25 protein-coding genes are annotated in these 25,013 nt (G+C 73.7%); 9 read left to right on the top strand and 16 right to left on the bottom strand.

Annotated elements, in window-relative coordinates:
* Positions 1 to 43 precede the first annotated feature (43 nt).
* From ABT015_RS27440 to ABT015_RS27450, 3 genes are all read right to left on the bottom strand, one after another.
* A complete protein-coding gene (locus tag ABT015_RS27440) occupies positions 44 to 1,048 on the bottom strand; it encodes a glycosyltransferase family 2 protein (protein ID WP_350883605.1) in 1,005 nt (334 codons plus the stop codon).
* Positions 1,049 to 1,251: 203 nt separating this feature from the next.
* Positions 1,252 to 1,914, bottom strand: a complete 663-nt coding sequence (locus ABT015_RS27445) for an aggregation-promoting factor C-terminal-like domain-containing protein (protein WP_350883607.1) — start codon at positions 1,912 to 1,914, stop codon at positions 1,252 to 1,254.
* Positions 1,915 to 2,453: 539 nt separating this feature from the next.
* Positions 2,454 to 3,323 carry an EI24 domain-containing protein gene (locus tag ABT015_RS27450; protein WP_350883609.1) on the bottom strand — a complete coding sequence of 290 codons (870 nt, stop codon included), beginning with the start codon at positions 3,321 to 3,323 and terminating at the stop codon, positions 2,454 to 2,456.
* A 143-nt stretch (positions 3,324 to 3,466) separates the two neighbouring features.
* Here ABT015_RS27450 and ABT015_RS27455 point away from each other — a divergent pair, with 143 nt between their 5' ends.
* On the top strand, positions 3,467 to 4,264 hold the full coding sequence (locus ABT015_RS27455; protein WP_350883611.1) for a S1 family peptidase: 798 nt from the start codon (positions 3,467 to 3,469) through the stop codon (positions 4,262 to 4,264).
* 176 nt (positions 4,265 to 4,440) lie between these two features.
* Here ABT015_RS27455 and ABT015_RS27460 read toward each other — a convergent pair whose 3' ends face one another.
* The 3 genes from ABT015_RS27460 to ABT015_RS27470 form a co-directional block, all read right to left on the bottom strand.
* A complete protein-coding gene (locus tag ABT015_RS27460; RefSeq protein ID WP_350883613.1) occupies positions 4,441 to 5,631 on the bottom strand; it encodes an NsdA family TPR-like regulatory protein in 1,191 nt (396 codons plus the stop codon).
* A 165-nt stretch (positions 5,632 to 5,796) separates the two neighbouring features.
* Complete coding sequence (locus tag ABT015_RS27465) at positions 5,797 to 7,236, bottom strand: amino acid permease (RefSeq protein WP_350883615.1); 1,440 nt, start codon at positions 7,234 to 7,236, stop codon at positions 5,797 to 5,799.
* A 256-nt stretch (positions 7,237 to 7,492) separates the two neighbouring features.
* Positions 7,493 to 7,714: a hypothetical protein gene (locus ABT015_RS27470; protein WP_350883617.1), complete on the bottom strand. Its 222-nt coding sequence runs from the start codon at positions 7,712 to 7,714 to the stop codon at positions 7,493 to 7,495.
* Positions 7,715 to 7,887: 173 nt separating this feature from the next.
* On the opposite strand from ABT015_RS27470, the gene ku reads away from it, so the two are divergent.
* On the top strand, positions 7,888 to 8,928 hold the full coding sequence (gene ku / locus ABT015_RS27475; protein WP_350883619.1) for a non-homologous end joining protein Ku: 1,041 nt from the start codon (positions 7,888 to 7,890) through the stop codon (positions 8,926 to 8,928).
* 44 nt (positions 8,929 to 8,972) lie between these two features.
* A complete protein-coding gene (locus ABT015_RS27480) occupies positions 8,973 to 9,263 on the top strand; it encodes a hypothetical protein (protein WP_350883621.1) in 291 nt (96 codons plus the stop codon).
* Positions 9,264 to 9,309: 46 nt separating this feature from the next.
* On the opposite strand, the gene ABT015_RS27485 is transcribed toward ABT015_RS27480, so the two are convergent.
* Entirely contained in the window at positions 9,310 to 10,698 is a 1,389-nt protein-coding gene (locus tag ABT015_RS27485) for an NADP-dependent succinic semialdehyde dehydrogenase (protein ID WP_350883623.1), read from the bottom strand.
* Between the two features lie 123 nt (positions 10,699 to 10,821).
* Complete coding sequence (locus ABT015_RS27490; RefSeq protein WP_350883625.1) at positions 10,822 to 11,103, bottom strand: DUF6158 family protein; 282 nt, start codon at positions 11,101 to 11,103, stop codon at positions 10,822 to 10,824.
* A gap of 173 nt (positions 11,104 to 11,276) precedes the next feature.
* On the opposite strand from ABT015_RS27490, the gene ABT015_RS27495 reads away from it, so the two are divergent.
* The gene (locus ABT015_RS27495) at positions 11,277 to 12,260 is read left to right on the top strand and encodes an adenosine deaminase (RefSeq protein WP_350883627.1); all 984 of its coding nucleotides are present in this window, start codon (positions 11,277 to 11,279) and stop codon (positions 12,258 to 12,260) included.
* Positions 12,261 to 12,323: 63 nt separating this feature from the next.
* Here ABT015_RS27495 and ABT015_RS27500 read toward each other — a convergent pair whose 3' ends face one another.
* The 4 genes from ABT015_RS27500 to ABT015_RS27515 all read right to left on the bottom strand — a co-directional run bounded on the left by ABT015_RS27500 (position 12,324) and on the right by ABT015_RS27515 (position 15,090).
* Entirely contained in the window at positions 12,324 to 12,941 is a 618-nt protein-coding gene (locus ABT015_RS27500; protein ID WP_350883629.1) for a vitamin K epoxide reductase family protein, read from the bottom strand.
* On the bottom strand, positions 12,938 to 13,735 hold the full coding sequence (locus tag ABT015_RS27505) for a DsbA family protein (RefSeq protein WP_350883631.1): 798 nt from the start codon (positions 13,733 to 13,735) through the stop codon (positions 12,938 to 12,940). Before ABT015_RS27505 ends, ABT015_RS27500 begins: the two co-directional genes overlap by 4 nt.
* A gap of 98 nt (positions 13,736 to 13,833) precedes the next feature.
* Positions 13,834 to 14,493 (bottom strand): hypothetical protein, encoded by a 660-nt coding sequence (locus ABT015_RS27510; protein WP_350883633.1) that lies wholly within the window; start codon positions 14,491 to 14,493, stop codon positions 13,834 to 13,836.
* A 144-nt stretch (positions 14,494 to 14,637) separates the two neighbouring features.
* Positions 14,638 to 15,090, bottom strand: coding sequence for an SRPBCC family protein (locus tag ABT015_RS27515; RefSeq protein WP_350883635.1), 453 nt, complete (start codon positions 15,088 to 15,090; stop codon positions 14,638 to 14,640).
* A 133-nt stretch (positions 15,091 to 15,223) separates the two neighbouring features.
* Here ABT015_RS27515 and ABT015_RS27520 point away from each other — a divergent pair, with 133 nt between their 5' ends.
* Positions 15,224 to 16,093, top strand: a complete 870-nt coding sequence (locus ABT015_RS27520; RefSeq protein WP_350883637.1) for an Fpg/Nei family DNA glycosylase — start codon at positions 15,224 to 15,226, stop codon at positions 16,091 to 16,093.
* Between the two features lie 100 nt (positions 16,094 to 16,193).
* Here ABT015_RS27520 and ABT015_RS27525 read toward each other — a convergent pair whose 3' ends face one another.
* On the bottom strand, positions 16,194 to 17,054 hold the full coding sequence (locus ABT015_RS27525) for an SAM-dependent methyltransferase (protein WP_350883639.1): 861 nt from the start codon (positions 17,052 to 17,054) through the stop codon (positions 16,194 to 16,196).
* Between the two features lie 198 nt (positions 17,055 to 17,252).
* On the opposite strand from ABT015_RS27525, the gene ABT015_RS27530 reads away from it, so the two are divergent.
* The 4 genes from ABT015_RS27530 to ABT015_RS27545 all read left to right on the top strand — a co-directional run bounded on the left by ABT015_RS27530 (position 17,253) and on the right by ABT015_RS27545 (position 21,348).
* The gene (locus ABT015_RS27530) at positions 17,253 to 18,149 is read left to right on the top strand and encodes a polysaccharide deacetylase family protein (RefSeq protein WP_350883641.1); all 897 of its coding nucleotides are present in this window, start codon (positions 17,253 to 17,255) and stop codon (positions 18,147 to 18,149) included.
* Between the two features lie 175 nt (positions 18,150 to 18,324).
* Entirely contained in the window at positions 18,325 to 18,651 is a 327-nt protein-coding gene (locus ABT015_RS27535) for a hypothetical protein (protein WP_350883643.1), read from the top strand.
* Between the two features lie 139 nt (positions 18,652 to 18,790).
* Entirely contained in the window at positions 18,791 to 19,663 is an 873-nt protein-coding gene (locus ABT015_RS27540; RefSeq protein WP_350883645.1) for a sulfurtransferase, read from the top strand.
* 149 nt (positions 19,664 to 19,812) lie between these two features.
* Complete coding sequence (locus ABT015_RS27545) at positions 19,813 to 21,348, top strand: M1 family metallopeptidase (protein WP_350883647.1); 1,536 nt, start codon at positions 19,813 to 19,815, stop codon at positions 21,346 to 21,348.
* 109 nt (positions 21,349 to 21,457) lie between these two features.
* On the opposite strand, the gene ABT015_RS27550 is transcribed toward ABT015_RS27545, so the two are convergent.
* The 3 genes from ABT015_RS27550 to ABT015_RS27560 all read right to left on the bottom strand — a co-directional run bounded on the left by ABT015_RS27550 (position 21,458) and on the right by ABT015_RS27560 (position 24,907).
* Complete coding sequence (locus ABT015_RS27550) at positions 21,458 to 22,330, bottom strand: AAC(3) family N-acetyltransferase (RefSeq protein ID WP_350883649.1); 873 nt, start codon at positions 22,328 to 22,330, stop codon at positions 21,458 to 21,460.
* A 147-nt stretch (positions 22,331 to 22,477) separates the two neighbouring features.
* Positions 22,478 to 23,452 (bottom strand): NAD-dependent epimerase/dehydratase family protein, encoded by a 975-nt coding sequence (locus tag ABT015_RS27555; protein WP_350883651.1) that lies wholly within the window; start codon positions 23,450 to 23,452, stop codon positions 22,478 to 22,480.
* A gap of 102 nt (positions 23,453 to 23,554) precedes the next feature.
* Positions 23,555 to 24,907 (bottom strand): condensation domain-containing protein, encoded by a 1,353-nt coding sequence (locus ABT015_RS27560; protein ID WP_350883653.1) that lies wholly within the window; start codon positions 24,905 to 24,907, stop codon positions 23,555 to 23,557.
* Between the last annotated feature and the right edge of the window lie 106 nt (positions 24,908 to 25,013).

The raw sequence follows: 25,013 nt of genomic DNA on the forward strand, positions 1-25,013 counted from the left end.
CCCGCCGCCCGCGGAGGCGGGGCCGCACACGTCCGGAGTCCGGTCACCGCCGCCCGGTGAGCGTGCCGCGGGCGATGTGGGAGAGCTTGGCCATCTCGAACGCCGGGTAGGCGCCGCCGGCCAGCAGCGAGAACTTGATCCCCTCGCGGCCGCCCGGCCGCCGGTGGCCGGGCGGCTGGAAGCGCCGGTGGTGCTCGGCGGCCCGGTGGAAGAACTGCGGCCGCTCGGCGCGGGTGACGCACCCGGCCAGGTCGAAGACGAACAGGTAGTGCCGGATCATCCGGACGAACAGCGCGTCCCGCACCGCGTACAGGTGCGGTTGGTCCTCCAGCAGCGCGAAACTACGCTCGTACTGGTCGAAGAGGTCGAAGACGCCGCTGCCCGGGGAACCGGTGGGGTGGACGGTCTCCCGGCGGCGCAGCTGCACGCACTCGCGCGCCAGCACGGCGACCCGGCGGGCGCCGAGCAGCGCGGCGTGCACCACCGGGATCTCCTCGTACCGGCCGTCGGGGAAGGCCAGCCGCAGCTCCTCCCAGTGGCCGCGGCGGATCAGCCGGTCCCAGACCAGCGGCGGCGCGCCGAACAGCGCGGGCTGGTCGAAGGGCTCGAGCACCTCGGGGCCGGCCTCGGCGAGCAGCGACTGCGCCCCGCCCGGCCAGTCCCGGTCGTTGTGCCGGCGGGAGTGGCCGAACAGCAGCAGGTCCACCGGGCCGGTCTGCCCGAGCCGGTCGGCGAGGTTGCGCAGCGCGTCCTGGGGCAGCTGGTGGTCGGCGTCCAGGAACAGCAGGTACTCGCCGGCCGCCCGCGCCGCCCCCGCGTTCCGGCTCACCCCGACCCCGACCGCCGCGTTGAGGTGCAGGACCGACAGCCGCGGGTGCCGGGCCGCGTACGCGTCGGCGAGCTCGCCCGCGGTGTCGGGGGAGCGGTCGGCGACCACGATCACCTCGACGTCCTGGAGGGACTGCGCGAGCAGCGAGTCCAGGCAGTCCGCGAGCTGTTTGTGCTGGTCGTAGGCGGGGAGCACGACGCTGATGAGGGGTGAGGGCATGACGCCGGAGCGTAAGAGGACGCGCTGACGGTGGCAAAGCCCTGACGGTGCGTAATACCGAGCAATCCCCGCCAAATCGTACGACCGTACGCCATATCTTCACGTGGCCTGCCGGACGCGTCCACGACAGCCGGAACGCGCCGGGGCCCGCGACGCGTGGTGCGTCGCGGGCCCGGGGTGCGTCGAGGCTCGGCAGCCTCGGTCTAGTACCAGTGGTGGTTCTGCCAGAACGACCAGGCGGCGCAGGGGCTGCCGTAGCGGGAGTTCATGTAGTCCAGGCCCCACTTGATCTGGGTGGCCGGGTTGGTGCGCCAGTCGGAGCCGGCCGAGGCCATCTTGCTGCCGGGCAGCGCCTGCACCAGGCCGTACGCGCCGGAGGAGGCGTTGACGGCGAGGTGGTTCCAGCTGCTCTCGCGGGACACGATGTTGCTGAAGCACTGGAGCTGGCCGGCCGGGACGAGCTGCGCGGCGATCTGCTGCGGGCTGCCGGTGAGGGCCGGGGCGCTGGTGAGGTTCTGGCGCGCCTGGGAGCGGGAGGCGGCGGCGTCCGCGTCGGCCTTGGCCTTGGCGTCCGCCTGGGCCTGCGCGTCGGCCTCGGCCTGCGCCTGGGCGGCGGACTCCGCCTCGGCCTGGGCCTGCGCCTGGGCTTCCTGGGCGGCCTGGTCGGCGGCGGCAGCGGCAGCGGTGTCAGCCTGGGCCTGGTCGGTGGCCGCCTTGTCGTCCACCGTGACGGCGGCCGCGGGGGCGGCGGCCTCGGTGGTGTTCCCGGCCTGCGGGAGGGCGAGGGCGGCGGTGGCGGCGCTCGCGACGACGAGGGTGGCGATGCCGGTGATCAGGGAGTTGCGGCGGGCATGGCTGAGCTGCATGAAGCGGACAATCCTTTTCCGTCGGGGGCCGTGCCGGTGGCACCGGGTGCGGGGCATCGCACGGGCGCCCGGGTGAGCGGGGCCCGCGCGGCCGTCCGGGACGGCCGTGGCGCCCCGGGGGAAGTGGCGGGGCGGGTCGGCTGCGCGGCGGACGGGGCCGGCTGCGCTGCCTGGCGACGGGCCATTCTTGGCAGGGCCGGGGACGGGTGGCAAAGGCGGCTGCCACTACGGCTGGTAGTAGGCGCAGGGTGGGCGTGACGGGCCGCGGCTTTGATTTTGTGATGGTTTGTCCGACTTGCGTGTTTGTAGGTCGGAGGTCGGCGGCGTCAGCCGATCGTGCGGGTGCGAGTCGTGGTGGCCTGCGTTCTTCAGGGTGTTCCCAGCGCCCGGGGGAGGGGCGGCAGCCCTCGCCGAACGGCCGGCCGACGGCCCGGCCGCGGCCATCCACTATCGGGGGCAGTAGACGGCGAACCGCGTGTGGGCGGCCTCACACGTCCGACCGGCCGGGATCGGCGCAGGGTGACCGGCCGGTCACCGCTTCAGGAGGTCGCGTGCGGGTTTCCGGTGGCGGGTCGGGAGTCCGGCTCCGCCGCCGATTCCTGCCCCTGCTCCTGCTCCTGCTCCTGGTCCTGCTCGTCCGCCGGGGCCGCCTCGCGGACCGGATCGAGGGCGAGGCCGCGGGCCAGGTCCCGGGCCAGCAGGGTGGCGCCCGCGACGGCCCCCGGCATGGCGAGCACCGTCACCAGCGGAACCAGGAACGCCAGGATCAGCGGCGTGCCGAAGCCCAGCGCCAGCCCGAGCCGGGCGCGCAGCAGCCGGATCCGCTCGCGCTGCGGCACCCCGCGCCGCTGGAGGGCGACGGCGACGAGCTCGACGGTCAGGAAGAAGCCGGACACCAGGAAGCCCAGCGCCGGCACCACCGTCTGCCCGACCACCGGGATGAAGCCGCAGGCGAACAGCACCACGCCGAACGCGGCCACCCGCACCAGGACATGGGCGCTGTCCCGTACCGCGATCGCCAGTTCGCGCCACAGCGGCGACTCCGGCGGGGCGGGCGCACCGCCCTCGGTCTCGTCGACCTTCGCGGACAGCGCCTCGTAGAAGGGCTGCCCGACCAGCAGGGCGACGGCGGTGAAGGTGAGCAGTGAGAGCAGCAGGCCGCCGCCGAAGGCGATCGCGGCGAGCGCGTCGCGCAGCAGGCCCTGCCAGGGCGAGCTCCAGTGGTCGGCGAACGGGGTGGCCCAGTCGGCGAGGTCCTTCGACCAGCCGCCGAGGAAGACGAGCGCGACGGCGTACCCGGCCAGGGTGAGCAGCGCGGGCAGCATGCCGAAGCCCCACCAGCGGCCGTGCCGGCCCACCCACTTCTGGCCCCCGACCAGGTACTTCATCCCCGCCACAAGATCTCGCATGGGCGATCACCCTAGGGGTTCCCCGTCCGGAACCCCGCATTGCCGTGTTCCTGCCAGTTTCGACCGGCAGGGCCGGGCCCCTCCTGCCGTGACGCGTGCGGGGCCACCCTCGGTGCTCCCCGACCTGTCGATGGAGGAACCTGATGAAGCGTCAATTCGGAAGATTCATCGTGCTGTTGGCCGCACTGGTGCTCGGCGCCGGCGCGCTGGTGCTGCCCGCTGCCGCCGCGCCCACCCCCTCGACGTCGTCGCCGGGCGTGGTCGGCGGCACGCGGGCGGCGCAGGGCGAGTTCCCGTTCGTGGTGCGGCTCTCGATGGGCTGCGGCGGTGCGCTCTACACCCCGCAGATCGTGCTCACCGCCGCCCACTGCGTCAACGGCACCGGCGCCGACACCGGCATCACCGCGACCGCCGGCGCGGTCGACCTGCGCAGCGGCAGCGCGGTCAAGGTCCGCTCGACGTACGTCTACCAGGCACCCGGCTTCTCTGCCGCGGAGAGCGGCGACGACTGGGCGCTGATCAAGCTGGCCTCGCCGGTCGGCGGCAGCCAGGTGAGCACGCTGCCGACCACCGACTCCACCGCCTACGACAACGGCACCTTCACCATCATGGGCTGGGGCGCCGCGACCGAGGGCGGCGCGCAGCAGCGCTACCTGCTCAAGGCCACCGTGCCGTTCGTCGACGACGCCTCCTGCGCCAACGCCTACCCGAGCCTGAACAGCGCGGCCTCGCTCTGCGCGGGCTACGTCGACCAGGGCGGCGTCGACACCTGCCAGGGCGACTCCGGCGGGCCGATGGTCCACCGGGACGCGGCCGGCCGCTGGGTCCAGGTCGGCATCGTCAGCTGGGGCAACGGCTGCGCCCGGCCCGGCTACCCGGGCGTCTACACCAAGGTCAGCACCTACGCGGCCGACATCGCCGCGGCGGCGGCCGGGCTCTGACGCCGACCGCCGGAGAGCCGGAGAGCCGGAGAGCCGGAGAGCCGGAGAGCCGGAGAGCCGGAGAGCCGGAGAGCCGGAGAGTCGGAGCGCCCGGGGGATCCCCGCCGGGCGCTCCGGCGCGTCAGTCGTCAGCCGCCCGCCGTCCGTGCCGGCCCCCGGCGGTCAGCGGTCAGCGGTCAGCCGTCCGCCGGGGGCCGGTGCGCCGTCGAACCGCCCAGCCAGGCCCGGGCCCGGCGCCGCTCGTAGGCGATCCGGCCGGTGGCGTCCGGCGGCAGCCGGGAGAGGACGGCGGCCGCGGCCTCGTGGCGCCCGGCCCGGGCGTACGCCCCGGCGAGGCGGCCGGCGACCAGTGCGTGGTCGTGCGGGTGGGCGGCCTGGTCCAGGCGCCCCAGGGCGGCGCCCAGGTGGGCCACCGCCGCGTGCGCGTGGGCGGCGTGGCCGGTGCGGACTGCGAGGTCCCGGTGGCAGGTGCCGTGGGCGACGCCCAGCACCAGGGCGGCCCGGGAGGCCCCGGGCGCCGGCTCGCCGGCCCGCAGGGCGGCCTCGGTCAGCCGTTCGGCGTCCGCCAGCGCCCGCCACGTCTCGGGCGCCGCGCCGGCCAGCGCGTGGGCGTGCGCCTGGGCGAGGGCGGCCCAGGCGCGCAGGCCGGGCAGGGTGCGGGCGGTGGCGTGGGCGGCCTCGGCCAGGGCGAGCGCGGTGGCCGGGTCGCCGCTCCACCAGTGCAGGGTGCTCTGCCGGGCGAGCAGGGCGGCCGCGGTCGGCTGGTCGTCGGCGGCGCGGGCCCACTCCAGTCCGGCCGCGTACCAGCCGAGCGCGCGGGTGCGGCGGTCCCCCTCGAAGTGGGCCCAGCCCGCGAGTTCGGCGTAGCGGGCGGCGAGCGAGCGGACGGCGGGGGCGGTTTCGCGCGGAGCGGCGTGCTGCCAGGCGGCCAGGGTGCGGGCGTGGTGTTCGAGGACGGTGGCGAGCTGTTCGCCGCCGGTGTGGGTGGCGGCCGCGCGGTAGACGTCGAGCAGGTGGCCGAGCACGGCGAAGGTGGCGGCGTTGGGTCGGCTCGGCGGGGGCCCGGTGCCGCTCCCGCCGAGGGGTGGCAGGGCGGGGGCGGCGAGTTCGCCGAGGTGCTCCCGCTCCTGTCGGACGGGCTGCCAGAGGGCGGCCAACTCGCCGCCGGTGAGCAGGAGTTCGTCGGCCCGGGCGGGGAGGCCCGGGGGTGGCCAGCGGCGGGCGTTCTCCACTCGGCTGATCAGTGAGTTGTGGTAGCCGAGCAGGCGGCCGAGTTCGGCCTGGCTGAGTCCGCGGGCCTCGCGCCAGTGGCGCAGCCGGTGGCCGAAGCGCAGGCGCGCGGACGCGGGGGCGGGGAGGGGTGGCAAGAGGTCTCCCGGGGGGTGGGGGAGCGCTCGTGGGGGAGCGCCATGCCCAGGTATCCCCTTTGACGTGCCATTGTCAAGCTGTGGTTCGCATCCCCCGAACGGCACCGGGCCCGGGAGCCTCCGCAACGGCTCCCGGGCCCGGCACTGTCGCGCGGCGCGGACGGGTCAGGACTCCGCCGCCACCGCGGCCCGCCGCCGTCGGCCCACCACGGCCGAGGCCGCGAGCACGATCGCCGCGGCGACCAGCGACAGGTACATCTGCTTGCGCCCGTCGGCGTCGGTGAACATGTACGCCACCACGAACCCGATCATGCCGATGGCCGTCCAGGTCAGATAGGGGTACAGCCACATGCGGACGGTCAGCCGCTCGGGAGTCTCCCGCTCGATGATCCGGCGCATCCGCAGCTGGGAGAAGCAGATCACCAGCCAGACGAACAGCGCAACCGCGCCGGAGGAGTTGAGCAGGAACGCGAACACCGTGTCCGGCGAGGTGTAGTTGAAGAACACCGCGACGAAGCCGAAGACCACCGACGACAGGATGGCCACCCGCGGCACGCCCCGCTTGGTCACGGTCGCGAAGGCCTTGGGCGCGTCCCCGCGCTGGCCGAGCGAGAAGGCCATCCGGGAGGCCGTGTACATCCCGGAGTTGAGGCAGGACAGCACGGCCGTCAGCACGATCACGTTCATCACCTGGCCGGCGCCCGGGATGCCCACGTGCTCCAGCACCGCCACGTACGGGCTGCCCTTGACGGCGTCCGAGTCCCACGGCAGCAGGGTGACCACGAGCAGGATCGAGCCCAGGTAGAAGATCCCGATGCGCCAGATCACGCTGTTGGTGGCCTTGCTGACCGCGCGCTCCGGGTCCTCCGACTCGCCCGCGGCCAGGGTGACGATCTCGCTGCCCATGAAGGCGAAGACCACCGTGAGCATGCCGGTGAACACCGCGCCCACGCCGTGCGGCAGGAAGCCGCCGTGGCCGGTCAGATTGCTGGTGCCGACCGCGTGGGTGCCGGGCAGCAGGCCGAAGACGGCGAGCGTGGCGATCACCAGGAACGCGGCGATCGCCACCACCTTGATCCCGGCGAACCAGAACTCGAACTCGCCGTAGGAGGCCACCGAGAACAGGTTGGTGGCGGTGAGCACCGCCATCACGAGCAGTGCGAACGCCCACTGCGGCACGCCGGGCATCCAGGCGTTGAGGATCTTCGCGCCGGCGGTCGCCTCCACCGCGAGCACCACGACCCAGAAGAACCAGTACAGCCAGCCGATGGTGAACCCGGCCCAGCGGCCGAGCGCGCGGTCCGCGTACGCCGAGAACGAGCCGCTCTGCGGGTCGGCCGCCGCCATCTCGCCGAGCATCCGCATCACCAGCACGACCAGCACACCGGCCAGCGTGTAGGAGAGCAGGATGCCGGGCCCGGTGGTGGCGATGCCCGCGCCGGAGCCGACGAACAGGCCGGCGCCGATCACTCCGCCGATGGCGATCATGGACAGGTGGCGGTTCTTGAGCCCTGCCTTCAGGTGGCCCTCGCCGCCGTGCCCGGGCGGCCCGGCCTGCTGGGGGACCTGGGCGGCTGCCGCAGGCCTGGTGGTGTCCGCACTCATCAGATGAGCCCTGTGCCTTTCCCGCGCGCGGCGCGACCCTCGGCTCGTTGCGCCGGAGGGTGGGGGACGGACCCGCGCATTGCGGTGCAACCTAACTTCTACGGCCGAGTATCGGAACAGAGCATCCGTAAATGTTCGGTAACCGGACACAAAAAGCCAGGTCAGAGTGGGTGGAATAGTGGTGCGAAAAGCTCAAATCTGACGCACCGCCAATGAGTCAAAGGCCCTCGGGGCCCGGTTCGATCCCCGCCGTGGCTCACGGCCCGCGCAGTTCCAGCACGGTGATCCGGGCCGCGTCCGCGGGCCGACCGGTCAGCCGCGCCGCCAGGATCCGGGGGATGTCGTCCTCCTGCGAGTATCCGGGTACCACCTCGACCTCCGCCCGCCGGACACCGGCCTCGCCCCGGACCGCGTACACCACCCGGTACACGGTCCGCTCCGGCGGCGGTACGCCCTGCCCACGGCTCCGGACGGTCATCGGCATCGACCTCCTCGGCTCATTGTCGGCCCGGTGTGGCCGATCGGGGCAAACCCGGGCACAGTGGGAGTCTCGGCACGTCCTGGGCACGTCCTGGGCGCGTCCTCGGCGCGAGGACGCCGGGCCGGGCGGGCACCTCCGGCAACGGGAAACTCCGGGAAGGAGCGACCCCCATGCAGACCACCTGGAAGGGGACGATCAGCTTCGGGCTGGTCAGCATCCCCGTCCACCTCTACTCGGCCACCCAGGAGCACGACGTCCCGCTGCACCAGGTGCACGCCAAGGACGGCGGACGGGTGCGGATGAAGCGGTACTGCGAGCGGGAGGAGAAGGAAGTCCCGTACGCGGAGATCGCCAAGGGCTACGAGTCCCCCGACGGCCGGACCGTCACGCTCACCGACGAGGACCTCGCCGACCTGCCGCTGCCCAGCAAGAAGGTCATCGACGTGCTGGCGTTCGTGGACGCCGGCGAGATCGACCCGCTGATGTTCTCCAAGGCCTACTACGTGGGCGTCGCCGACCAGGCCGCCGCCAAGCCGTACGCCCTGCTGCGCGACGCGCTTACCGCGTCCGGGCAGATCGCCGTCACCAAGATCGCGCTGCGCACCCGGGAATCCCCGGCGGTGCTGCGGGTGCACGACGGCACACTGGTGCTGCAGACCTGCATCTGGCCCGACGAGGTCCGCCCCGCGGCCGGCATCGCGCCCGAGGGGGACGTCACCGTCCGGCCGCAGGAGCTCAGGATGGCGCGATCGCTGATGGACACCCTGTCCGAGGACTTCGACCTCGCCCAGTTGCACGACGACTACCAGCAGGCGCTGCAGCAGGTGATCACGGCCAGGTTGGAGGGCGTCGAGCTCCCGCACGAGGAGGAGCCGGGCGAGGCGCCCGACAACGTGATCGACCTGATGGAGGCGCTGCGCAGCAGCCTCAAGCGGGCCAAGGGCGGGCGGGGGCACACCGCCGGGCCCGACGAGGACGAACCGGAGGAGGAGCAGCCCGCGCCCCGCAAGCGCACCCCGGCGAAGAAGCCCGCCGCCGGGAAGGCCGCCCCGGCGAGGAGCGCTGCCCCGGCGAAGAAGACCTCGACCGCGAAGACCTCGACCGCGAAGACCACGACCGCGAAGACCACGACCGCGAAGACCACGACCGCAAAGGCCGCGGCGGGAAAGACCGCGACCGGAAAGTCCACGGCTCCGCGCAAGGCCTCCTGAGCCCCGCGGATCCGGCAGCCCCCCGAGAACCGGAGGCGATCCCGATGGACCTGCTGACGTACAAGGAACTCGACACCGACCCCGACCCCGAGGCCCCGCCGCCGCACCGGAGCCCGGTGCAGCGGGCCTGGCACTGGCTGCTCGGCCTCAACCCGACCGCCGTCGTGTTCATGGTCGCGCTCTCGCTCGGCCTGGCCATGGTCGGCGCCCAGGTGAGCTGGCTGCCGATGCTGGTGCTGATGGCCATCGTCTGGGGAGCGACCGTCCTCGCCCTGGTCGGCGTGGTCGCCCGCTGGATGACGCCCGGCCGGGGCAGGCACCGCGTGGCGTCCTGACCCGGCCGCGTCCGCGCCCGGCTCGTGCCAGGCGGTCCAGAGGTGCTCAGCCGATCCACACCGTGGTGATGTTGCAGAACTCCCGGATACCGTGCCCGGACAGCTCCCGGCCGAACCCGGAGCGCTTGACGCCGCCGAACGGCAGCGCCGGGTGCGAGGCGGTCATCCCGTTGAAGAACACCCCGCCGGCCTGGATGTCGCGGACGAAGCGCTCCTGCTCGCCCTCGTCCCGGGTCCAGACGTTGGAACTGAGCCCGAACGGCGTGTCGTTGGCGCGCGCCACCGCCTCGTCCAGGTCGGCGACCCGGTAGACCGTGGCGACCGGGCCGAAGGTCTCCTCCTGGTCGATCCGCATGGCCGGGGTGATGCCGGTCAGCACCGTCGGCTCGTAGAAGTAGCCGGTGTCCCAGCCCTCCGGGCGCCCGCCGCCGCACTCGACCCGGGCGCCGTGGGTGCGGGCGTCCTCGACCAGTTCCTCCAGGTCGTCCCGGCCCTGGCGGCTGGCCAGCGGGCCGACGTCGGTCGCCTCGTCCATCGGGTCGCCGACGCGCAGCGCCCGCATCGCGTCGGTGAAGGCGCCGGTGAAGCGGTCGTACACGTCGGTGTGCACGATGAACCGCTTGGCGGCGATGCAGGACTGCCCGTTGTTCTGCGCCCGGGCCCGGACGGCGGTGCGCACCGCCGCGTCCAGGTCCGCGCTGGGCAGCACCACGAAGGGGTCGCTGCCGCCCAGTTCCAGGACGGCCTTCTTCACCTCGTCGGCGGCGGTGGCGGCGACCGCCCGCCCGGCGGGCTCGCTGCCGGTGAGCGTCACCGCGGCCACCCGGCGGTCCCGGATCACGCCCTCGACCGCGCCCGAGCCGATCAGCAGGGTCTGGAAGCAGCCCTCCGGGAAGCCGGCCCGCCGGAACAGCTCCTCCAGCGCCAGCGCCGTCCGGGGCACGTTGGAGGCGTGCTTGAGCAGGCCGACGTTACCCGCCATCAGGGCCGGCGCGGCGAACCGGACCACCTGCCAGAACGGGAAGTTCCACGGCATCACGGCCAGCACCGCCCCGAGCGGGCGGTAGCGGACGTAGGCGCGGGCGGCGCCGGAGTCGGCGACGTCGGCCGGGGCCGGGTGTTCGTCGGCGAGCAGTTCCTCGGCGCGGTCGGCGTACCAGCGCATCGCCGTGGCGCACTTGGCGGCCTCGGCCCGGGAGGCGGTGAGCGGCTTGCCCATCTCCTCGGTCATCGTGCGGGCGATCGCCTCCCGGTCCTGGTCCAGCAGGTCGGCGGCCCGGCGCAGCAGGTCGGCGCGGGTGGCGAAGGGGGTGGTGCGGTAGCCGTGGAACGCGGCCTCGGCGCGGGCCAGCCGCTGCTCGATGCCGGCCGCGTCGAGCGGTTCGAAGGTCTCCAGGATCTCGCCGGTCGCGGGGTTGACGCTGGCGATGGGCATGCGGGGCTCCCAGGGGGGTCGGGGTCCGGTGCGTCTGCGCCTCTCACCCTCCCCGACGGCCCGCCCGGGGGCACGCCACCACCGCCCGGCGTGTCCCGCCGGGCGGTGGTGGCGCGGGCACGTCTACTCGGGCAGCGACTCCACCCTGGCCGCCGCCTCGCGGGCCCGGGCGCCGGCCCTGGTCCGCCCGGCCGTCACCAGTCGGCTGGGAAAGCGGTGCAGGTACTCGGCCTCCAACTGCCCGGTGCGCAGGGTGTGCCGCTTGAGGGCCTCCTCCGAGCCGTACAGGAAGGTCTCGTGGCGCGTGCGGTGCAGCTGTTCCAGCTCGTGCAGGAGCGTGTCGTTGCCCAGGGCGTGCGGGGAGACGCCCGCAGGCCGGATGTGCGGATCCTCGACGTGCCGCATCTGGTACCTCCTCGGCGGAAGCCCCCTCCTCAAGGGTGCCCGCTGCCCCCGGCCGGTGCACCAGTTCGGGTGGCCGGGGGCGCGCCCGTCAGGCCGGTCGTGATCGAACGGATCGTAGGATGAATGCTTCTGGACTCTTCGCTCCCGCCCCCTACAGCTCGGACAGATCCCCCATGCCGCTCCCCAAGGCCGAACTCCACCTGCACATCGAAGGCACCCTGGAGCCCGAACTCGCCTTCGCCCTCGCCGCCCGCAACGCGGTCACGCTGCCCTACGCCGACACCGAGGCGCTGCGGAAGGCGTACTCCTTCAGCGACCTGCAGTCCTTCCTGGACCTGTACTACGCGCTGATGGCCGTGCTGCGCACCGAGGAGGACTTCGCGGACCTCGCCGACGCCTACCTCACCCGGGCGGCCGAGGCGGGGGTCCGGCACGCGGAGATCTTCTTCGACCCGCAGGCGCACACCGCGCGCGGCGTGCCGCTCGGCGTGGTGGTCGACGGCCTGACCCGGGCACTGGCGCGCAGCGAGGAGCGGCACGGGATCAGCACCCGGCTGATCATGTGCTTCCTGCGGGACGAGTCCGCCGAATCCGCGCTGGAGACCTTCGAGGCCGCCCGCCCGTACTTCGACCGGATCGCGGGCATCGGCCTCGACTCGGCCGAGGTCGGCCACCCGCCGGCCAAGTTCCGCGAGGTCTACCGGCGGGCCGCCGAGGCCGGGCTGCGCCGCGTCGCGCACGCGGGCGAGGAGGGCCCGGCGTCGTACATCACCGAGGCGCTGGACGTGCTCGGCGTCGAGCGGATCGACCACGGCCTGCGCTGCCTGGAGGACGGCGAGCTGGTCGCGCGGCTGGTCCGCGAGCAGATCCCGCTGACGCTCTGCCCGCTCTCCAACGTCCGCCTGCGGTGCATCGACACCCTCGCCGACCACCCGCTGCGCGAGATGCTGGAGGCCGGCCTGCTGGTCACCGTCAACTCGGACGACCCGGCGTACTTCGGCGGCTACGTCGACGACAACTTCCGGGCCGTGCGGCAGGCCCTCGCGCTCGACGAGGAGACGCTGCGCCGGCTCGCCGCCAACTCCTTCCGGGCCTCCTTCATCGACGACGAGCGCCGGGCCGAACTGCTGGCCGAGGTCGAGGAGTTCCGGTTCTGAGCGGCGTCTGACGGGCTGGTCGCCCGGCCCCGGAGCGGTAGGGCCCGGGGCCGGGCGGCGAGGTCAGAGCAGGGTGCTCCAGTAGTACCAGAACCGGTTGAGGACCAGCAGGGCGATCACCGCGTACCAGAGCGCCGGGACGACCCAGTGGTAGCGCGCCGCCTCGCGGACGACCGGGCGCAGGGCGCGGCCGGTGGGGATGATCCCGGAGCGCAGGTTGTGCAGGGTGGTGTACCAGAACAGCGGGATCATCGAGGCCCAGACCACCATGCAGTACGGGCAGAGCGCGCTGATCCGGTAGAGCGCCTGGTACATCAGCCAGGTCACGAAGCCGATGCCGAAGACCGTCCCGGCCTGGAGGCCGAGCCAGAACCAGCGCCGGTACGTCGCCCCGGCGAGCAGCCCGGCGCCGATCGCGATGACGACCCCGAAGCCGACCAGGCCGAGCAGCGAGTTGGGGAAGCCGAAGGCCTCGGCCTGGTCGCTGCGCATGATCGAGCCGCAGCTGATGATCGGGTTGATGTTGCAGGAGGGGACGTACGACGGGTCCTTCAGCAGCCGGATCTTGTCCAGGGTGAGGACCGAGGAGGCGAACAGGCCGACCGCGCCGCCGATCAGCAGCAGCCAGGCGAACGGGCGGCTGGCGCCGTACGTCCGCGCGGCGGGGGCGGCGGCCGTCATCCGGTCACCTGCTTGACCATCGCGGTGAACTGCTCGGGCGTGGCGGCCTTGCCGCCGGTGAGGACGTCCAGCTTCCTGCCGTCCAGCTTGACGGTCGGGGTGCCGGTGACGTCGCTCTTGTTGAACTCCTCGTTGACCTTGGCCGCCCACGGCGCGTAGGTGCCGTCCTGGACGGCCTTGACGAAGCCGTCGGTCTTCAGCCCGGGCACCTGGCCGGCCAGGTCGAGGAGGTGGTTGACGTCGGCGAAGCCGTCGGTGCGCTCGTCGGGCTGGTTGGCGTAGAGCACGTCGTGGAACTGCTTGAACTTGTCCGCGCCCTCGTTGAGCGCGGCGCCGGCGGCGGCCAGCGCGGTGCGCGAGCCCTTGCCGCCGAGGTTCTTGTCCAGGAACGTCGCCAGGTGGTACTCGATCTTGTACGTGCCGTCGTCGGCGAGCTGCTGGATGGCCTTGCCGGTGGTGGTCTCCAGCTGCTCGCAGAACGGGCAGCGGAAGTCCTCGTAGATCTCCAGGGTGTGCGGGGCGTCGGCCTTGCCGTAGGTGATTACGGTGCCGTCCTGGCCGCCCGTGTTGGCGGGGACGACCAGCGGGCCGCTCGCGGCCGCGTCGGCGGAGCCGGAGCCGGAGGAGCCGCCGACGGCGAAGGCCACGCCCGCCACGAGGGCGAGCACGGCGGCGGAGGCGCCGCCGATCACGACCCGGCGGCGGATCCGGTCGGAGCGCTCGGCCTGGGCGCGGGCGGCGCGCATGCGGTCGGTGGCGTTGGTCTTGGCGGCGGCCTTGCGGGTGTTGCTCATGAGGTGTCGTCCTGTGCTCTCGGGCGTGCGGGGGTGCGGGCGCGCGGGGCGCGCGGCGAGAGGACCGGCCGGGAGCGGCGCCGAGCGGCGCGCGCCTGTCAGCAGGCCAGGGCGAGCGCCGGCGGACCGCGCCGGACGGTCGGGCGGACGACGACGTCCTCGGCCGGGACGAGGGCCCGGCTGGCCCGGGGGAACGGCACCCGCGCCACCGGACGGGCCGGGACGGGCGCGGCGAGCAGCCGCAGCCAGCGGGCGGCGGCCGGCAGGTGCCGGTGCAGGAAGTCGCCCAGCATCCGGACGGTGCGGGCGAGACCGGCCAGCGCGGCGTCCGCGCGGCGCAGCCAGAACGCGCCGGCCAGCGCGATCGCGGCGTGCAGCAGCAGGAGCAGCAGGACGCCGATCTGCTGGGAGACGCCGTGGCCGAGCAGGAACCCGCCCAGCGAGCCGCCGCCGCACAGCAGCGGCTGGAAGCCGCGCGCGGAGCCGGGCGGCAGGGACGGGCAGGCGGTCTGGGCGAAGTCGAACAGTGCGCTGACGCCCAGCTCCAGCGGCAGGAACACCGCCGCGACCGCCGGGTAGCCGCGCTCGCGGCCGGCCAGCGCGTACGCCACCGCGAACACGGCGGCGCAGGCCAGGGCCATCGGGCCGGCCGGCAGCGCGCGGCCGGTGACCAGGACCTGACCGAGCCCGGCGAGCAGCACGACCAGCGCGGCGAAGACCGCTGCGCGGAGCGTCCTGGTGACCGGGCCGATGTCCATGGCATCCGAGTCTGCCACAGGTTGAAAGCGAAACGGTCGGGCCGGTGGTCCGCTGTGAAGAGCCTCACCACCGGCGCTGAGCTGGGCTTATGCGGCCCTTACGCGGGCCCGCCCGCCATCCTCACCCGGGCCTGCCGACCGTGCTCAGCCGCGTCTGCCCGCCGCGCCGACCCGTTCCTCGACCAGTTCCCGGAAGTGCTCCAGGTCGTCCCGTACGGTCCGCTCGATCGCCCCGGCCAGGGCGAAACCGCGCGGCCCGCCGAACGCCTCGTGCATCGCCTCCGGGTCGTACTCCACCCGGATCTGCAGCCGGGTGTGCCGGGCGTCCAGCGGCAGCAGCGCGAACGCGCCGTGCAGCCGCGGTTCGTCGAGGGTGCGCCAGGACATCACCCGGCCACGGCCGCGGTCGGTGATCTCGGTGTCCACCGCCCGCTCGGCGCCGTCGACCTCCACCCCCAGGTGCGCCAGGTTCCGCCCGTGCGGGTGGGCGCTGCGGACGCCGTCGACGAACTGCGGGTACTCGTGCACCCGGTGCAGTTGCTCCCAGGCGGCGAGGACGGGGACGGCGAGGTCGATCTGTTCCTCAAGGATGCTCATCACGGTGCTCCGTGGCGGGGGCGCAGGGGGCGCTGGGTACGGCGCGTAGTTCCAGCCTGCGCCCCGCGAGGAGGCCGGGCAAAGGCACGCCACCGGGCGGGCGGGCGGCGCGGGGCTGCGGGAGACTGGGCGCATGCCGGAGCTGCCCGAGGTCGAGGCGCTGAGCGACTTCCTGTCCGAGCGGCTGACCGGGCGCGTCATCGCCCGGGTGCAGCCGGTCGCGATCAGCGCGCTGAAGACGTACGACCCGCCGGTCACCGCGCTGGAGGGGCGGACCGTCGGCCCGGTGACCCGGCGCGGCAAGTTCCTGGACATCGAGGCCGGCGGCCTGCACCTGGTGGTCCACCTGGCCCGGGCCGGCTGGCTGCGCTGGAAGGACGGCCTGCCCGCCGAACCGCCGCGCCCGAGCCCGAGGAACCCGCTGGCGCTGCGGCTGCGCCTGGCCGGGGACGCCGGCGACGGCTTCGACCTGACCGAGGCGGGGACGAAGAAGGGCCTCGCGGTCTACGTCGTGAAGGACCCGGCCGAGGTGCCCGGGGTGGCCCGGCTCGGCCCCGACCCGCTGGACCCGGCGTTCACCCTGGCGGACTTCGCCGCGCTGCTGAGCGGCGACCGGCGCCGGCTCAAGGGCGTGCTGCGGGACCAGGGCGTGCTGGCCGGGGTGGGCAACGCCTACTCGGACGAGGTGCTGCACGCGGCCCGGATGTCCCCGTACAAGCCGGCGTCCAGCCTGACCGAGGAGGAGGCGGCGCGGCTCTACGAGGCGCTCGGCGCCACGCTGCGCGATGCGGTGGAGCGCTCGCGGGGGCTGGCGGCGGGGGAGCTCAAGGCGGAGAAGAAGCTGGGGCTGCGGGTGCACGGCCGGACCGGCCTGCCCTGCCCGGTCTGCGGGGACACCGTGCGCGAGGTGTCCTTCGCGGACTCCTCGCTGCAGTACTGCCCGACCTGCCAGACCGGGGGGAAGCCGCTGGCGGACCGGCGGCTGTCGCGGCTGCTGAAGTGAGGGTGCGGGTTGAGGGCGCGGGTGGGGCGGGCCTGGTGCGGCCCGCCCCACCCGGGGCGGGTTCCCGCGGGGCTCCGGTGGGGGCGGGCCCGGCGCGGGTTCAGCGCTTGACGGCGACGCCGCCCCAGTAGTACGCGGCCTTCGGGTCGGCCGGCGGCTCGCCGTCCGGGCGCCAGGCGAGGACGGGGGAGAGGCCCGGCTCGACCAGGTCCCAGCCGTCGAAGAAGCGCAGGACGTCGTCGTGGGTGCGCGGGACGAGGGTCATGCCGCCGGCCCGGGCGGCCTCGGTGACCTTGCCGACCGCCTCCGGGTCGAAGTCCTGGGTGGGGGTGGTGAGGGCGATGCAGCTGCCGGCGGGCAGGGCGTCGCGCAGGGCGGCGACCCGGCCCCACGGGTCGTCCTCGTCGGCGATCAGCATCAGCACGGCGATCATCAGCAGGCCGACCGGCTGGGTGAGGTCCAGCGTGGCGGTGAGCGCCGGGTCGGTGAACAGTTCCTCGGGCTTGCGCAGGTCGGCGTGGATGTAGGTGGTCCGGCTGGCCGGGCTGGACACCATCAGGGCGCGGGCGTGGGCGAGCACGATCGGGTCGTTGTCGACGTAGACCACCCGGGTGCCGGGGCTGACCGCCTCGGCGATCTCGTGGGTGTTGGGCGAGGTGGGGATGCCGGTGCCGAGGTCGAGGAACTGGCGGATGCCGTGTTCCCGGGCGAGGTGGCGGACGGCCCGGCCCTGGAAGGCGCGGTTCGCCTTGGCCATTTCCTTGACGCTCGGCACGGCCTCCTCGATGGCCTGCCCCATGGCGCGGTCCGGCGGGAAGTTGGTCTTGCCGCCCAGCCAGTAGTCGTACACGCGCGCCGAGTGGGGGGCGGTGGTGTCGACGCCGAACCGTTCCCACTGGCTCAGCTCGGCGGGGTCGTCGTCGGGCCGGCCCTGGTCCGGGATGTCCTGACTTGTCGTCATGGCCACGTCCTCTGATGGCAGATCATCACACTGGGGAAGGCACAGCGTAGCGGTCCGGAGGGGAGGCCGGTCGTCCGGTCGGGGAAGTGGCGGGGAAGCCGGGGGAGGGCGGGGTGTGCTTGCGCCGTCGGAGTGGTGATCGGGCCCGTCCGAGGTGGCATCGGGGAGCGGCGGCGTCACACGGGGGAAGCATTAAGAATGCTGTCAGATCATCAGATTTCCCCACGAACGCCCTCGCGGCGACTGCTGCTGGTCGCGGCCGGGATGTCCCTGCTCGGGGCGGCCGGTTGCGGCACCCCCTGGAACGACGCGGACGACGCCGGGGCGGGCGCCGTGGCGCGGCCTCCTGGTGCCGCGCCGGAGGCCTCCGGGCCAGGCTCCGGGCCGGAGGCGGCCCAGGCCGCCGCCCCCTCCGAGGCACCCCCGCAGGCCGCCACGGCCCCGCCGGCACCCGCCGCCGCCCCGCCGCCGATGCCCGCCCGCCGGCGGCTCACGGAGGAGGAGGCCAAGCCGGTCAACCAACTCGATCCGAACCAGCGGGTGGTGGGGCTCACCATCGACGACGGGCCGGACCCCCGGTACACGCCGGCCGTCCTGGCCCTGCTCCAGCAGTACGGGATCCGGGCGACCTTCTTCCTGGTCGGCGAGTGCGCCGTCGAGAACACCGGGCTGGTGCGGGAGATCGCGGACCACGGCCACCACATCGGCAACCACACCTGGACCCACCCCGACCTGCGGCACATGTCCGACGAGGCGGTGCGGGACGAGCTGGAGCGCACCTCCGACCTGCTGTACCGGACCACCGGGCGCCAGCCGTCCTGGTTCCGCGCGCCCGGCGGGGACTGGTCGCCGGTCGCGCTCAGGGTGACCACCGAGCTCGGGATGCGGCCGATGGGCTGGACGGTGGACCCGGAGGACTGGGCCACGCCCGGGACCTCGGTGATCACCGAGCGGATCCTCAAGAACGTCCGGCCCGGGTCGATCGTGCTCAACCACGACGGCGGTGGTGACCGGTCGCAGACGGTGGCGGCGCTGAAGGCGTACCTGCCGGTGCTGGTCGACCAGGGGTACTCCTTCTCGGCCCCGTCGAACTGAGCGGGCGCGCGCGGCGGGTGCGGGTGACGGTTTCCCGATGAAGGTCGCGGCTTTGCCGCTTAAACCACCCGAAAGAGTGGATTGGGAGAACCGTTTCTGCTGATTTTGGGCCTCTAGGGTGATCTCGCATCAATGCATCAGGTACCACCAGGTACCTCCTGAAAGGCCATCAATCATGCGTCTCCGCAACACCGCACTCGCCGTCGCCAGCGCCGTCGCCCTCGTCCTCGCGGTTCCGACCTCCGCCGGCGCTGCCACCGGCGACTTCCTCTACAAGGTCGGCCCCGGCGTGCCGGCCGGGCTCGCCGACCCGGAGAGCGGCCAGTGCATCGACCTGTTCGGGGCGACCGAGGCGGACCCGGCGTTCGCGCCGGAGAACTTCACCACCTCGACGGCCACGGTCTTCCTGGACTTCCACTGCGGGGGCGACGTCTTCTACGTCATGAACCCCGGGAAGAGGCTCGGCGACCGGCTGAAGCTGCGCTCCGTGGTCTTCTCCTGAGTGGGGTGGCCCGGGCCGGGCGGTCGGCGTAGCGTCGAACTGTCCGGCCCGGTCGCCGGCGCCCCGCCGTGCCCGTGTGCGGCTCGCTGTGCCCGTGGTCGGGCGCCCCAAGCCTGGGCAGAGCGAAGGAGGGCCTGGGATGACCGGCAACGGCTACGCACACCCCGAGGCGCTGGTCCGCACCGAGTGGCTGGCCCACCACCTGGACGACGGGACGATCCGGGTCGTCGAGGTGGACGAGGACACCACCGCCTACGACCGGGACCACATCCCCGGCGCGATCGGCTGGAACTGGACCACCGACCTGCACAGCCGGGTCGGCCGCGACTACGCCGACCGGGAGGGCGTCCAGCACCTGCTGCGGGCGGCCGGGGTGGAGGACGACACCACCGTGGTGCTCTACGGCGGCAACAACAACTGGTTCGCCGCGTACGCCTACTGGCTGCTGCGGCTGCGCGGCTTCGGGCCCGTGCGGCTGCTGGACGGCGGGCGCAAGAAGTGGGAGCTGGAGGGGCGCGGGCTCACCGAAGAGGTGATGGACTACCAGCACACCGCCTACCGGCTGACCGGGCCCGAGCGCCCGGAGCTGCGGGCGCTGCGGGACGAAGTACTCGGCAAGGCCGAACTGTTCGCCAAGCCCGGCTCGGACGCGGTGCTGGTCGACGTCCGCTCGCCCGCCGAGTACCGGGGCGAGCTGATCGCCCCGCCGCACCTGCCGCAGGAGCAGGCGCAGGTGCCCGGGCACATCCCCGGCGCCGTGAACGTCCCCTGGTCGCAGGCGGCCAACGACGACGGGTCGTTCCGCTCGGCGGAGGAACTGCGGGCGCTGTACGCGGGGAAGGGCGTGGAACCGGAGCGCGAGGTGATCGCGTACTGCCGGATCGGCGAACGGTCGGCGCACACCTGGTTCGCGCTCACCGAGTTGCTGGGGTACCCGCACGTGAAGAACTACGACGGCTCGTGGACGGAGTACGGCTCGCTGGTGCGGGCGCCGGTGACGCTCGGCGGCTGAGGGGGCGGGGGCGAGGGGTGTGACGGTGCCGCAGCGGTGCCGTGTCGGCCTGTTTCTTTTCATGAACATCTCACAATAGGGGAGTGGACCGGGAGCCACCGGGACATGGATCGATCCGACCCATCGTCCCAGTGACCCTGGAGGACCACGTGCGCAAGAGGCTGATCGTCTCTGCTGCCAGCGCCCTGAGCCTGTTCCTGGCCGTCCCCGCCTCGGCGGCCGACTTCCAACCCGGCGCGGCCGGCATCGGAGACCCGTACTACCCGACCTACGGGAACGGCGGGTACCGCGTCTCGCACTACGACATCCGGCTGAAATACCAGCCCGCCACCGACGAGCTGGAGGGCACCACCACCATCCTCGCCACGGCGACCGAGAACCTCTCCCGCTTCAACCTCGACTTCGCGCTGAACGTCCAGGAGGTCCGGGTCAACGGACGCCCGGCGACCTTCGCCACCAGCGGCGAGCAGGAGCTGGAGGTCACGCCCGCCCGGCCGCTCGCCAAGGGCAGCCAGGCGACCGTGGTGGTCCGCTACAAGGGCGTCCCCTCCACCGTGAAGAAGTACGGCTTCACCGCCTGGCTGCGCACGCCGGACGGCGCGGTGGCCGCCGGTGAGCCCGAGTCGGCGTGGTGGTGGTTCCCGAGCAACGACCACCCGAGCGACAAGGCGACCTTCGACGTCTCGGTCCAGGTGCCGGACGGCAACCAGGTGATCAGCAACGGCATCCTGACCAGCGCCGTCTCGCAGGCCGGCTGGACCCGCTACGGCTGGCGCGAGAACAAGCCGCAGGCGACCTACCTGGCCACCCTCGCGGTCGGCAAGTTCGACGTCACGACCGACACCACACCGAGCGGGCTGCCCGTCTACAACGCGTACAGCAAGGACCTCGGCGAGGACGCCGACGCGGCCAAGGCCAGTGTCGAGCGCACCGGCGAGATCGTCGACTGGCTGAGCGGCTACTTCGGCGACTACCCGTTCAGCTCGGTCGGGGGCTACGTGCCCAACGTCAAGACCGGCTTCGCTCTGGAGACCCAGACCCGGGTCTTCTACAGCCCCCGGCAGTTCGCGCGCGGCTCCAACACCTCCGTCGTCGTCCACGAGCTGGCCCACCAGTGGTACGGCGACAGCGTCTCGGTCTCGCACTGGAGCGACATCTGGCTGAACGAGGGCTTCGCCCGGTACTCGCAGTTCCTCTGGTCCGAGCACGAGAACGAGGGCACGGCGCAGGAGCTCGCCGACTACGTCTACGCCTCACACCCGGCCGACGACCCCTTCTGGACCGTCAAGCCGGGCGACCCGGGCGCCGCCAACCAGTTCGCGAGCGCCGTCTACGACCGGGGCGCGGTGGCCATCCAGGCGCTGCGCAACGCCGTCGGGGACGACAAGTTCTTCCAGATCCTGAAGGGCTGGCCCGCCGAGCGCCGCTACGGCAACGCCTCCGTCCCGGAGTTCCAGGCGTACGCGGAGAAGGTCTCCGGGAAGAAGCTCGGGGACCTCTTCGCCACCTGGCTGTTCACCGCCTCGAAGCCGGCCACCGGGCCGGCGCCGGCCGCGGCGGCCTCGCTCGCGCCGGGTGTGGGTGCGGGTGCGGGTGCGGGTGCGGACGCCGGGCGGCTGCCGGTGGAGCCGAAGTCCTGGAAGCAGATCCAAGAGACCAACTCGCTGCACGACGAGGAGCGTTGAGTCCTGGGTGCGTCGAGCCCCCGGATGTGACCGGGTGACCTGGTGATCCGGTGACCTGGTGACGGGTGTGGTCCGGTCGGCCGCCCGAGGAAACGGGCGGTCGATCGGGCTACGCCGCTCCGGGGCCGTCCGCCGCCAGCAGCTCGGTGAGACGGCGGACGGCGAAGGGTATGAGCTCCCGGACCGGGATCAGCCGGCAGGGCGCGTTGCCGACCAGCACCTCGCGGATGCCCGCCCGCTCCTCGAACTCCTTTCCCACGGCCGGGAAGTGGGTGTCGTTGTCGTCGCCCACGTCGGGTGCCTCGATCCAGACCCGCTCGCCCTGGATCGCCATCGGGAAGCGCCTGAGCTTGAGGCGGCGGTTGGGTGCGAAGGTCTCGGCGTAGTGCAGGAAGGTGTTGCGGTTGTGCCCGACACCGATCAGCAGCACGTACCCGCCGAGGTCGTGCAGCGCGCCGAAGGGCGACTCGCGGCCGACCGCGAAGCCCAGCGAGCGGCGGGCGGTGACCTCGCGGGCGTGCGCCCCGACCGCGGCGACCGAGGCCTGCGGATGCGTGCTGCGCAGGCTCTCCGGCAGCACGCGCAGCGCCTCCGGTACGGCGCCCATCGGGGAGGGGAGCCCGGGGTGGAACAGCGGGACGGCGGCGCGCCGTTCGGCGACCTCGGGGCTCGGCGGGCCGGTGTGCTCCGGTGCCGGATCCCGGACGACGGCGGTGGTGAAGGTGGGCACCGCGACGGTGCCGCCGGGCCCGACCGCCTCGCGCAGGCTGGCCACCACGGCCGCGGCGCCGCCGTCGACCCGGCCGAGGCTGGAGAGCGAGGAGTGCACGATCACCGCCATGCCCTCGCGGACGCCCACCCGCCGCCAGCCCTCGACGAGATCGGCGGTGCCGAGCGACGCGTCGAGCGGGGTGTCGAGGGGTGCGTCGAGCGGGGTGGTGCGCGGGCCGGCGCTGTGCGCGGTGGTGCGGTGCGCGGTCATGGTGCCCCCTGGCGGTGCTGTGCAGGTGCTGGTGGGATCGTTCGGGGCCGACCATAGCGCGTGCCACTGACAATCGATCAGGACGGGGTGGCCGTCGAGCAGTCCGTCCTGCTCGGTCGTGCGGTGCGGTGCGGGGCCGGCGGCCGTTCAGGGCCTCGACCCCGTCGCTTCGGCCAGCACCCGGGCCTCCTGCTCGGGCGTGAAGCCGTGGCCGAGGGGCGGTTCGCCACGCTCGCGGTCCCAGGCGAGCACGTCGGCGGCGGTGACCGCGAGCGGGGTCGCCGGCAGCCCGGCCGCCCTGGCCCGGGCGGCGCTGCGCTGCTGTCCGGGCCAGAGCGGCGCGGCCCGGACCAGCGGGAAGAACGGCGGCGGCGCGCTCTCCGGCGGCACCGGGACGACCTCCACCTCGGTGCCCGCGACCTCGGCGCAGGTGGCGATCAGTCCGCCCAGCGTGGTCGGTTCGGCCGGGCCGACGGCGTGGAAGGCGCCCGCCCGGTCGTCCTGGAGCAGCCGGACGACCAGCCGGGCGAGGTCGCGCGCGTCGACCACCTGGACGGGCTGCTCCGGCCGCCCCGGCAGCGCGATCCGCCCGCCCCGGGCGGCCCGGCGCGCCCAGTAGGTGAGCCCGCGCTGCTCGTCGTGCGGGCCGGCGACCTTTCCGGGGCGCACGATCGTCGCCCTGTCCCCGTAGCGGGCGGTGACGTCGTCCTCGCAGGCGACCTTGAGCCGGCCGTACGTCTCCTCGGTGAGGTCCTCGGCGTCGCGCAGGGGCGCGCGGCGCGGGACGGACTCGTCCGAGCCGGGGGCGAGGCCGGCGCGCTCGTACACCGCGTGGCTGGAGATGAACAGGTAGCGGCCGACCCGGTCGCCGAGCGCGTCCATGGCCTGGCCGACCTGGCGGGGGCGGTAGCCGCTGACGTCCACCACCGCGTCCCAGCGGCCGCCGTGCAGGGCGGTGTAGTCGCCGGTGTCGCGGTCGCCGACCAGGTGGGCGGCGGCGGGGAAGAGGCCGGGGTTGGTCCGGCCGCGGGTGAACAGGGCGACCTCGGCGCCACTGCGCAGGGCGTCGTCGGCGATCGCGCGGCCGACGAAGGAGGTGCCGCCGAGGATGAGGATCCGCATGGGTCCAGCGTAGCGGCGGGCCAACGGGCCCGGGGGGAGGGGCCGTTGGTGAGGGGGCGCCGGAGGGCGCCACGCATCATGCGGCGCCCTCCGGACAAGGGCCTAGGGTGCTTCGAGAGCGCGGGCCTCGGTGAGGATCAACTCCTCGATCCCGTACAGGAAGCGTTCCATCGCCGGGCGCGGGAGCACCGTCGGGTCGGCCGTCATGGCCAGGCTCAGTGCACCGGGGGACTGCAGCGCGTCCAGGGCGTAGGTCAGGCCGGGGCGGGGCTCGAACTCCACCGGCCAGGTCAGGGTGGTCGCGTCCTCGCCCGTCCCGGTGTCGGGGGAGGCGGTGACCAGCTCGCGGGTGTCGTTGAAGATGCAGGACCGGTCCGCGAGCGGGACGTCCTCGGCGGCGAGCCGCCCGATCTCGGCCTCCAGTCGGAGCTTGTCGTAGTAGGCGTGGCGGTAGGCGCCGATCGCGGCGGCGTTCGTGCGCCGGACGACGTCCCTGAACTCGGCGGTGGCGTCCGGGAGGTGGAACAGCCCGTCGCCCGCGACGACGCTCACCGCGTTGGTCAGCTCGGGCAGGAAGCGGTTGCTGACCACGACGTTCAGCACCGCGTCCGTCGAGCCCGACAGCCGGGCCGTCATCGCCGCCGTCGCCGCCAGCAGCACCGAGGAGGACGTCACCCGATGGGCGGCCGCCACCCGGTCCACCGCGCGGGGCAGCGCGGGCGAGCGCAGGACGGCGTTCGGGAACCTGGCGTCCGGTCCGGCCGGCTCGCCCGACGGGGGGAACAGCCTGGCCGGGGCCAGCCGCAGCTTGCGCAGGAACTGCTTGCGGGCGCCCTCGTCCCGCCGCCGACCGCGCTCCGAGGCCTGGAACTCCGCCTCCTCCAGCGGTTGCTGGGCGGGCTCGCGGATCTCGGCCAGCTTCTCCGGCGAGGTGCCCTGGCAGAGCGCGGTCAGGTCGGCCACCAGGCGGTTCATCCCCGTGCCGTCGACCGCGGTGTGGGAGAGCACCAGGCTCACGTATCGGGCCGACCCGCCCACCTCCACCACGCCGACCCGGATCGGCCACTGGGCGGCGGTGTCGAACGGGAGCGCCGCCAGCTCCTCGTGCAGCCGCGCGCCCGCCCCGGCCGGATCGGCCGGCTCCGCGCAGTGCTCCACCTCCACCTCCAAACGGCCCTCGGGGTCGACTACTTGGCGCAGGCGGCCGGCCTCGCCCGGCACCAGCCGGGTGTGCAGCGAGTCGTGCAGGTGGAGCAGTTGCTCCAGGCCGGCGAGCAGGACGGGCAGCGGCAGCCCGGGGTCGAGCGGCGCCGCCGCGGCGATGTTGTAGCGCGGCGCGTCGGCCGGGGCGAGCCGGCTCACGGCGTCCCGGATGGCCTGTTGGCCCCAGGTGGCGGGACCGGACCCGGCTCGGCCGGACGAGAAGGCGATGTGCAGCAGTTGACGAGTGGTCACCGTGTGGCTCTCCGATGTGGCGGTGGATCGTGACGTCGTGCCGGTGCGTTGGGAGCGCGGATGCTGCTGGGGAGAGTGTGGCGCACCACCCGCCCGCCGTCGAGGT

The sequence above is a fragment of the Kitasatospora sp. NPDC094016 genome (genome assembly GCF_040304045.1).
In the GTDB taxonomy this organism is placed as follows: Bacteria; Actinomycetota; Actinomycetes; order Streptomycetales; family Streptomycetaceae; genus Kitasatospora.

Bases quoted from the DNA above. Each gene is read 5' to 3' on its own strand.
- ABT015_RS27535 (WP_350883643.1), top strand. From the start codon at position 18,325: ATGCGTCTCCGCAACACCGCACTCGCCGTCGCCAGCGCCGTCGCCCTC.
- ABT015_RS27445 (WP_350883607.1), bottom strand. From the start codon at position 1,914: ATGCAGCTCAGCCATGCCCGCCGCAACTCCCTGATCACCGGCATCGCC.
- ABT015_RS27485 (WP_350883623.1), bottom strand. From the start codon at position 10,698: ATGCCCATCGCCAGCGTCAACCCCGCGACCGGCGAGATCCTGGAGACC.
- ABT015_RS27480 (WP_350883621.1), top strand. From the start codon at position 8,973: ATGGACCTGCTGACGTACAAGGAACTCGACACCGACCCCGACCCCGAG.
- ku (WP_350883619.1), top strand. From the start codon at position 7,888: ATGCAGACCACCTGGAAGGGGACGATCAGCTTCGGGCTGGTCAGCATC.
- ABT015_RS27500 (WP_350883629.1), bottom strand. From the start codon at position 12,941: ATGACGGCCGCCGCCCCCGCCGCGCGGACGTACGGCGCCAGCCGCCCG.
- ABT015_RS27510 (WP_350883633.1), bottom strand. From the start codon at position 14,493: ATGGACATCGGCCCGGTCACCAGGACGCTCCGCGCAGCGGTCTTCGCC.
- ABT015_RS27515 (WP_350883635.1), bottom strand. From the start codon at position 15,090: ATGAGCATCCTTGAGGAACAGATCGACCTCGCCGTCCCCGTCCTCGCC.
- ABT015_RS27550 (WP_350883649.1), bottom strand. From the start codon at position 22,330: ATGACCGCGCACCGCACCACCGCGCACAGCGCCGGCCCGCGCACCACC.
- ABT015_RS27455 (WP_350883611.1), top strand. From the start codon at position 3,467: ATGAAGCGTCAATTCGGAAGATTCATCGTGCTGTTGGCCGCACTGGTG.
- ABT015_RS27495 (WP_350883627.1), top strand. From the start codon at position 11,277: ATGCCGCTCCCCAAGGCCGAACTCCACCTGCACATCGAAGGCACCCTG.
- ABT015_RS27490 (WP_350883625.1), bottom strand. From the start codon at position 11,103: ATGCGGCACGTCGAGGATCCGCACATCCGGCCTGCGGGCGTCTCCCCG.
- ABT015_RS27505 (WP_350883631.1), bottom strand. From the start codon at position 13,735: ATGAGCAACACCCGCAAGGCCGCCGCCAAGACCAACGCCACCGACCGC.
- ABT015_RS27465 (WP_350883615.1), bottom strand. From the start codon at position 7,236: ATGAGTGCGGACACCACCAGGCCTGCGGCAGCCGCCCAGGTCCCCCAG.
- ABT015_RS27470 (WP_350883617.1), bottom strand. From the start codon at position 7,714: ATGACCGTCCGGAGCCGTGGGCAGGGCGTACCGCCGCCGGAGCGGACC.
- ABT015_RS27440 (WP_350883605.1), bottom strand. From the start codon at position 1,048: ATGCCCTCACCCCTCATCAGCGTCGTGCTCCCCGCCTACGACCAGCAC.
- ABT015_RS27540 (WP_350883645.1), top strand. From the start codon at position 18,791: ATGACCGGCAACGGCTACGCACACCCCGAGGCGCTGGTCCGCACCGAG.
- ABT015_RS27555 (WP_350883651.1), bottom strand. From the start codon at position 23,452: ATGCGGATCCTCATCCTCGGCGGCACCTCCTTCGTCGGCCGCGCGATC.
- ABT015_RS27520 (WP_350883637.1), top strand. From the start codon at position 15,224: ATGCCGGAGCTGCCCGAGGTCGAGGCGCTGAGCGACTTCCTGTCCGAG.
- ABT015_RS27530 (WP_350883641.1), top strand. From the start codon at position 17,253: ATGCTGTCAGATCATCAGATTTCCCCACGAACGCCCTCGCGGCGACTG.
- ABT015_RS27525 (WP_350883639.1), bottom strand. From the start codon at position 17,054: ATGACGACAAGTCAGGACATCCCGGACCAGGGCCGGCCCGACGACGAC.
- ABT015_RS27450 (WP_350883609.1), bottom strand. From the start codon at position 3,323: ATGCGAGATCTTGTGGCGGGGATGAAGTACCTGGTCGGGGGCCAGAAG.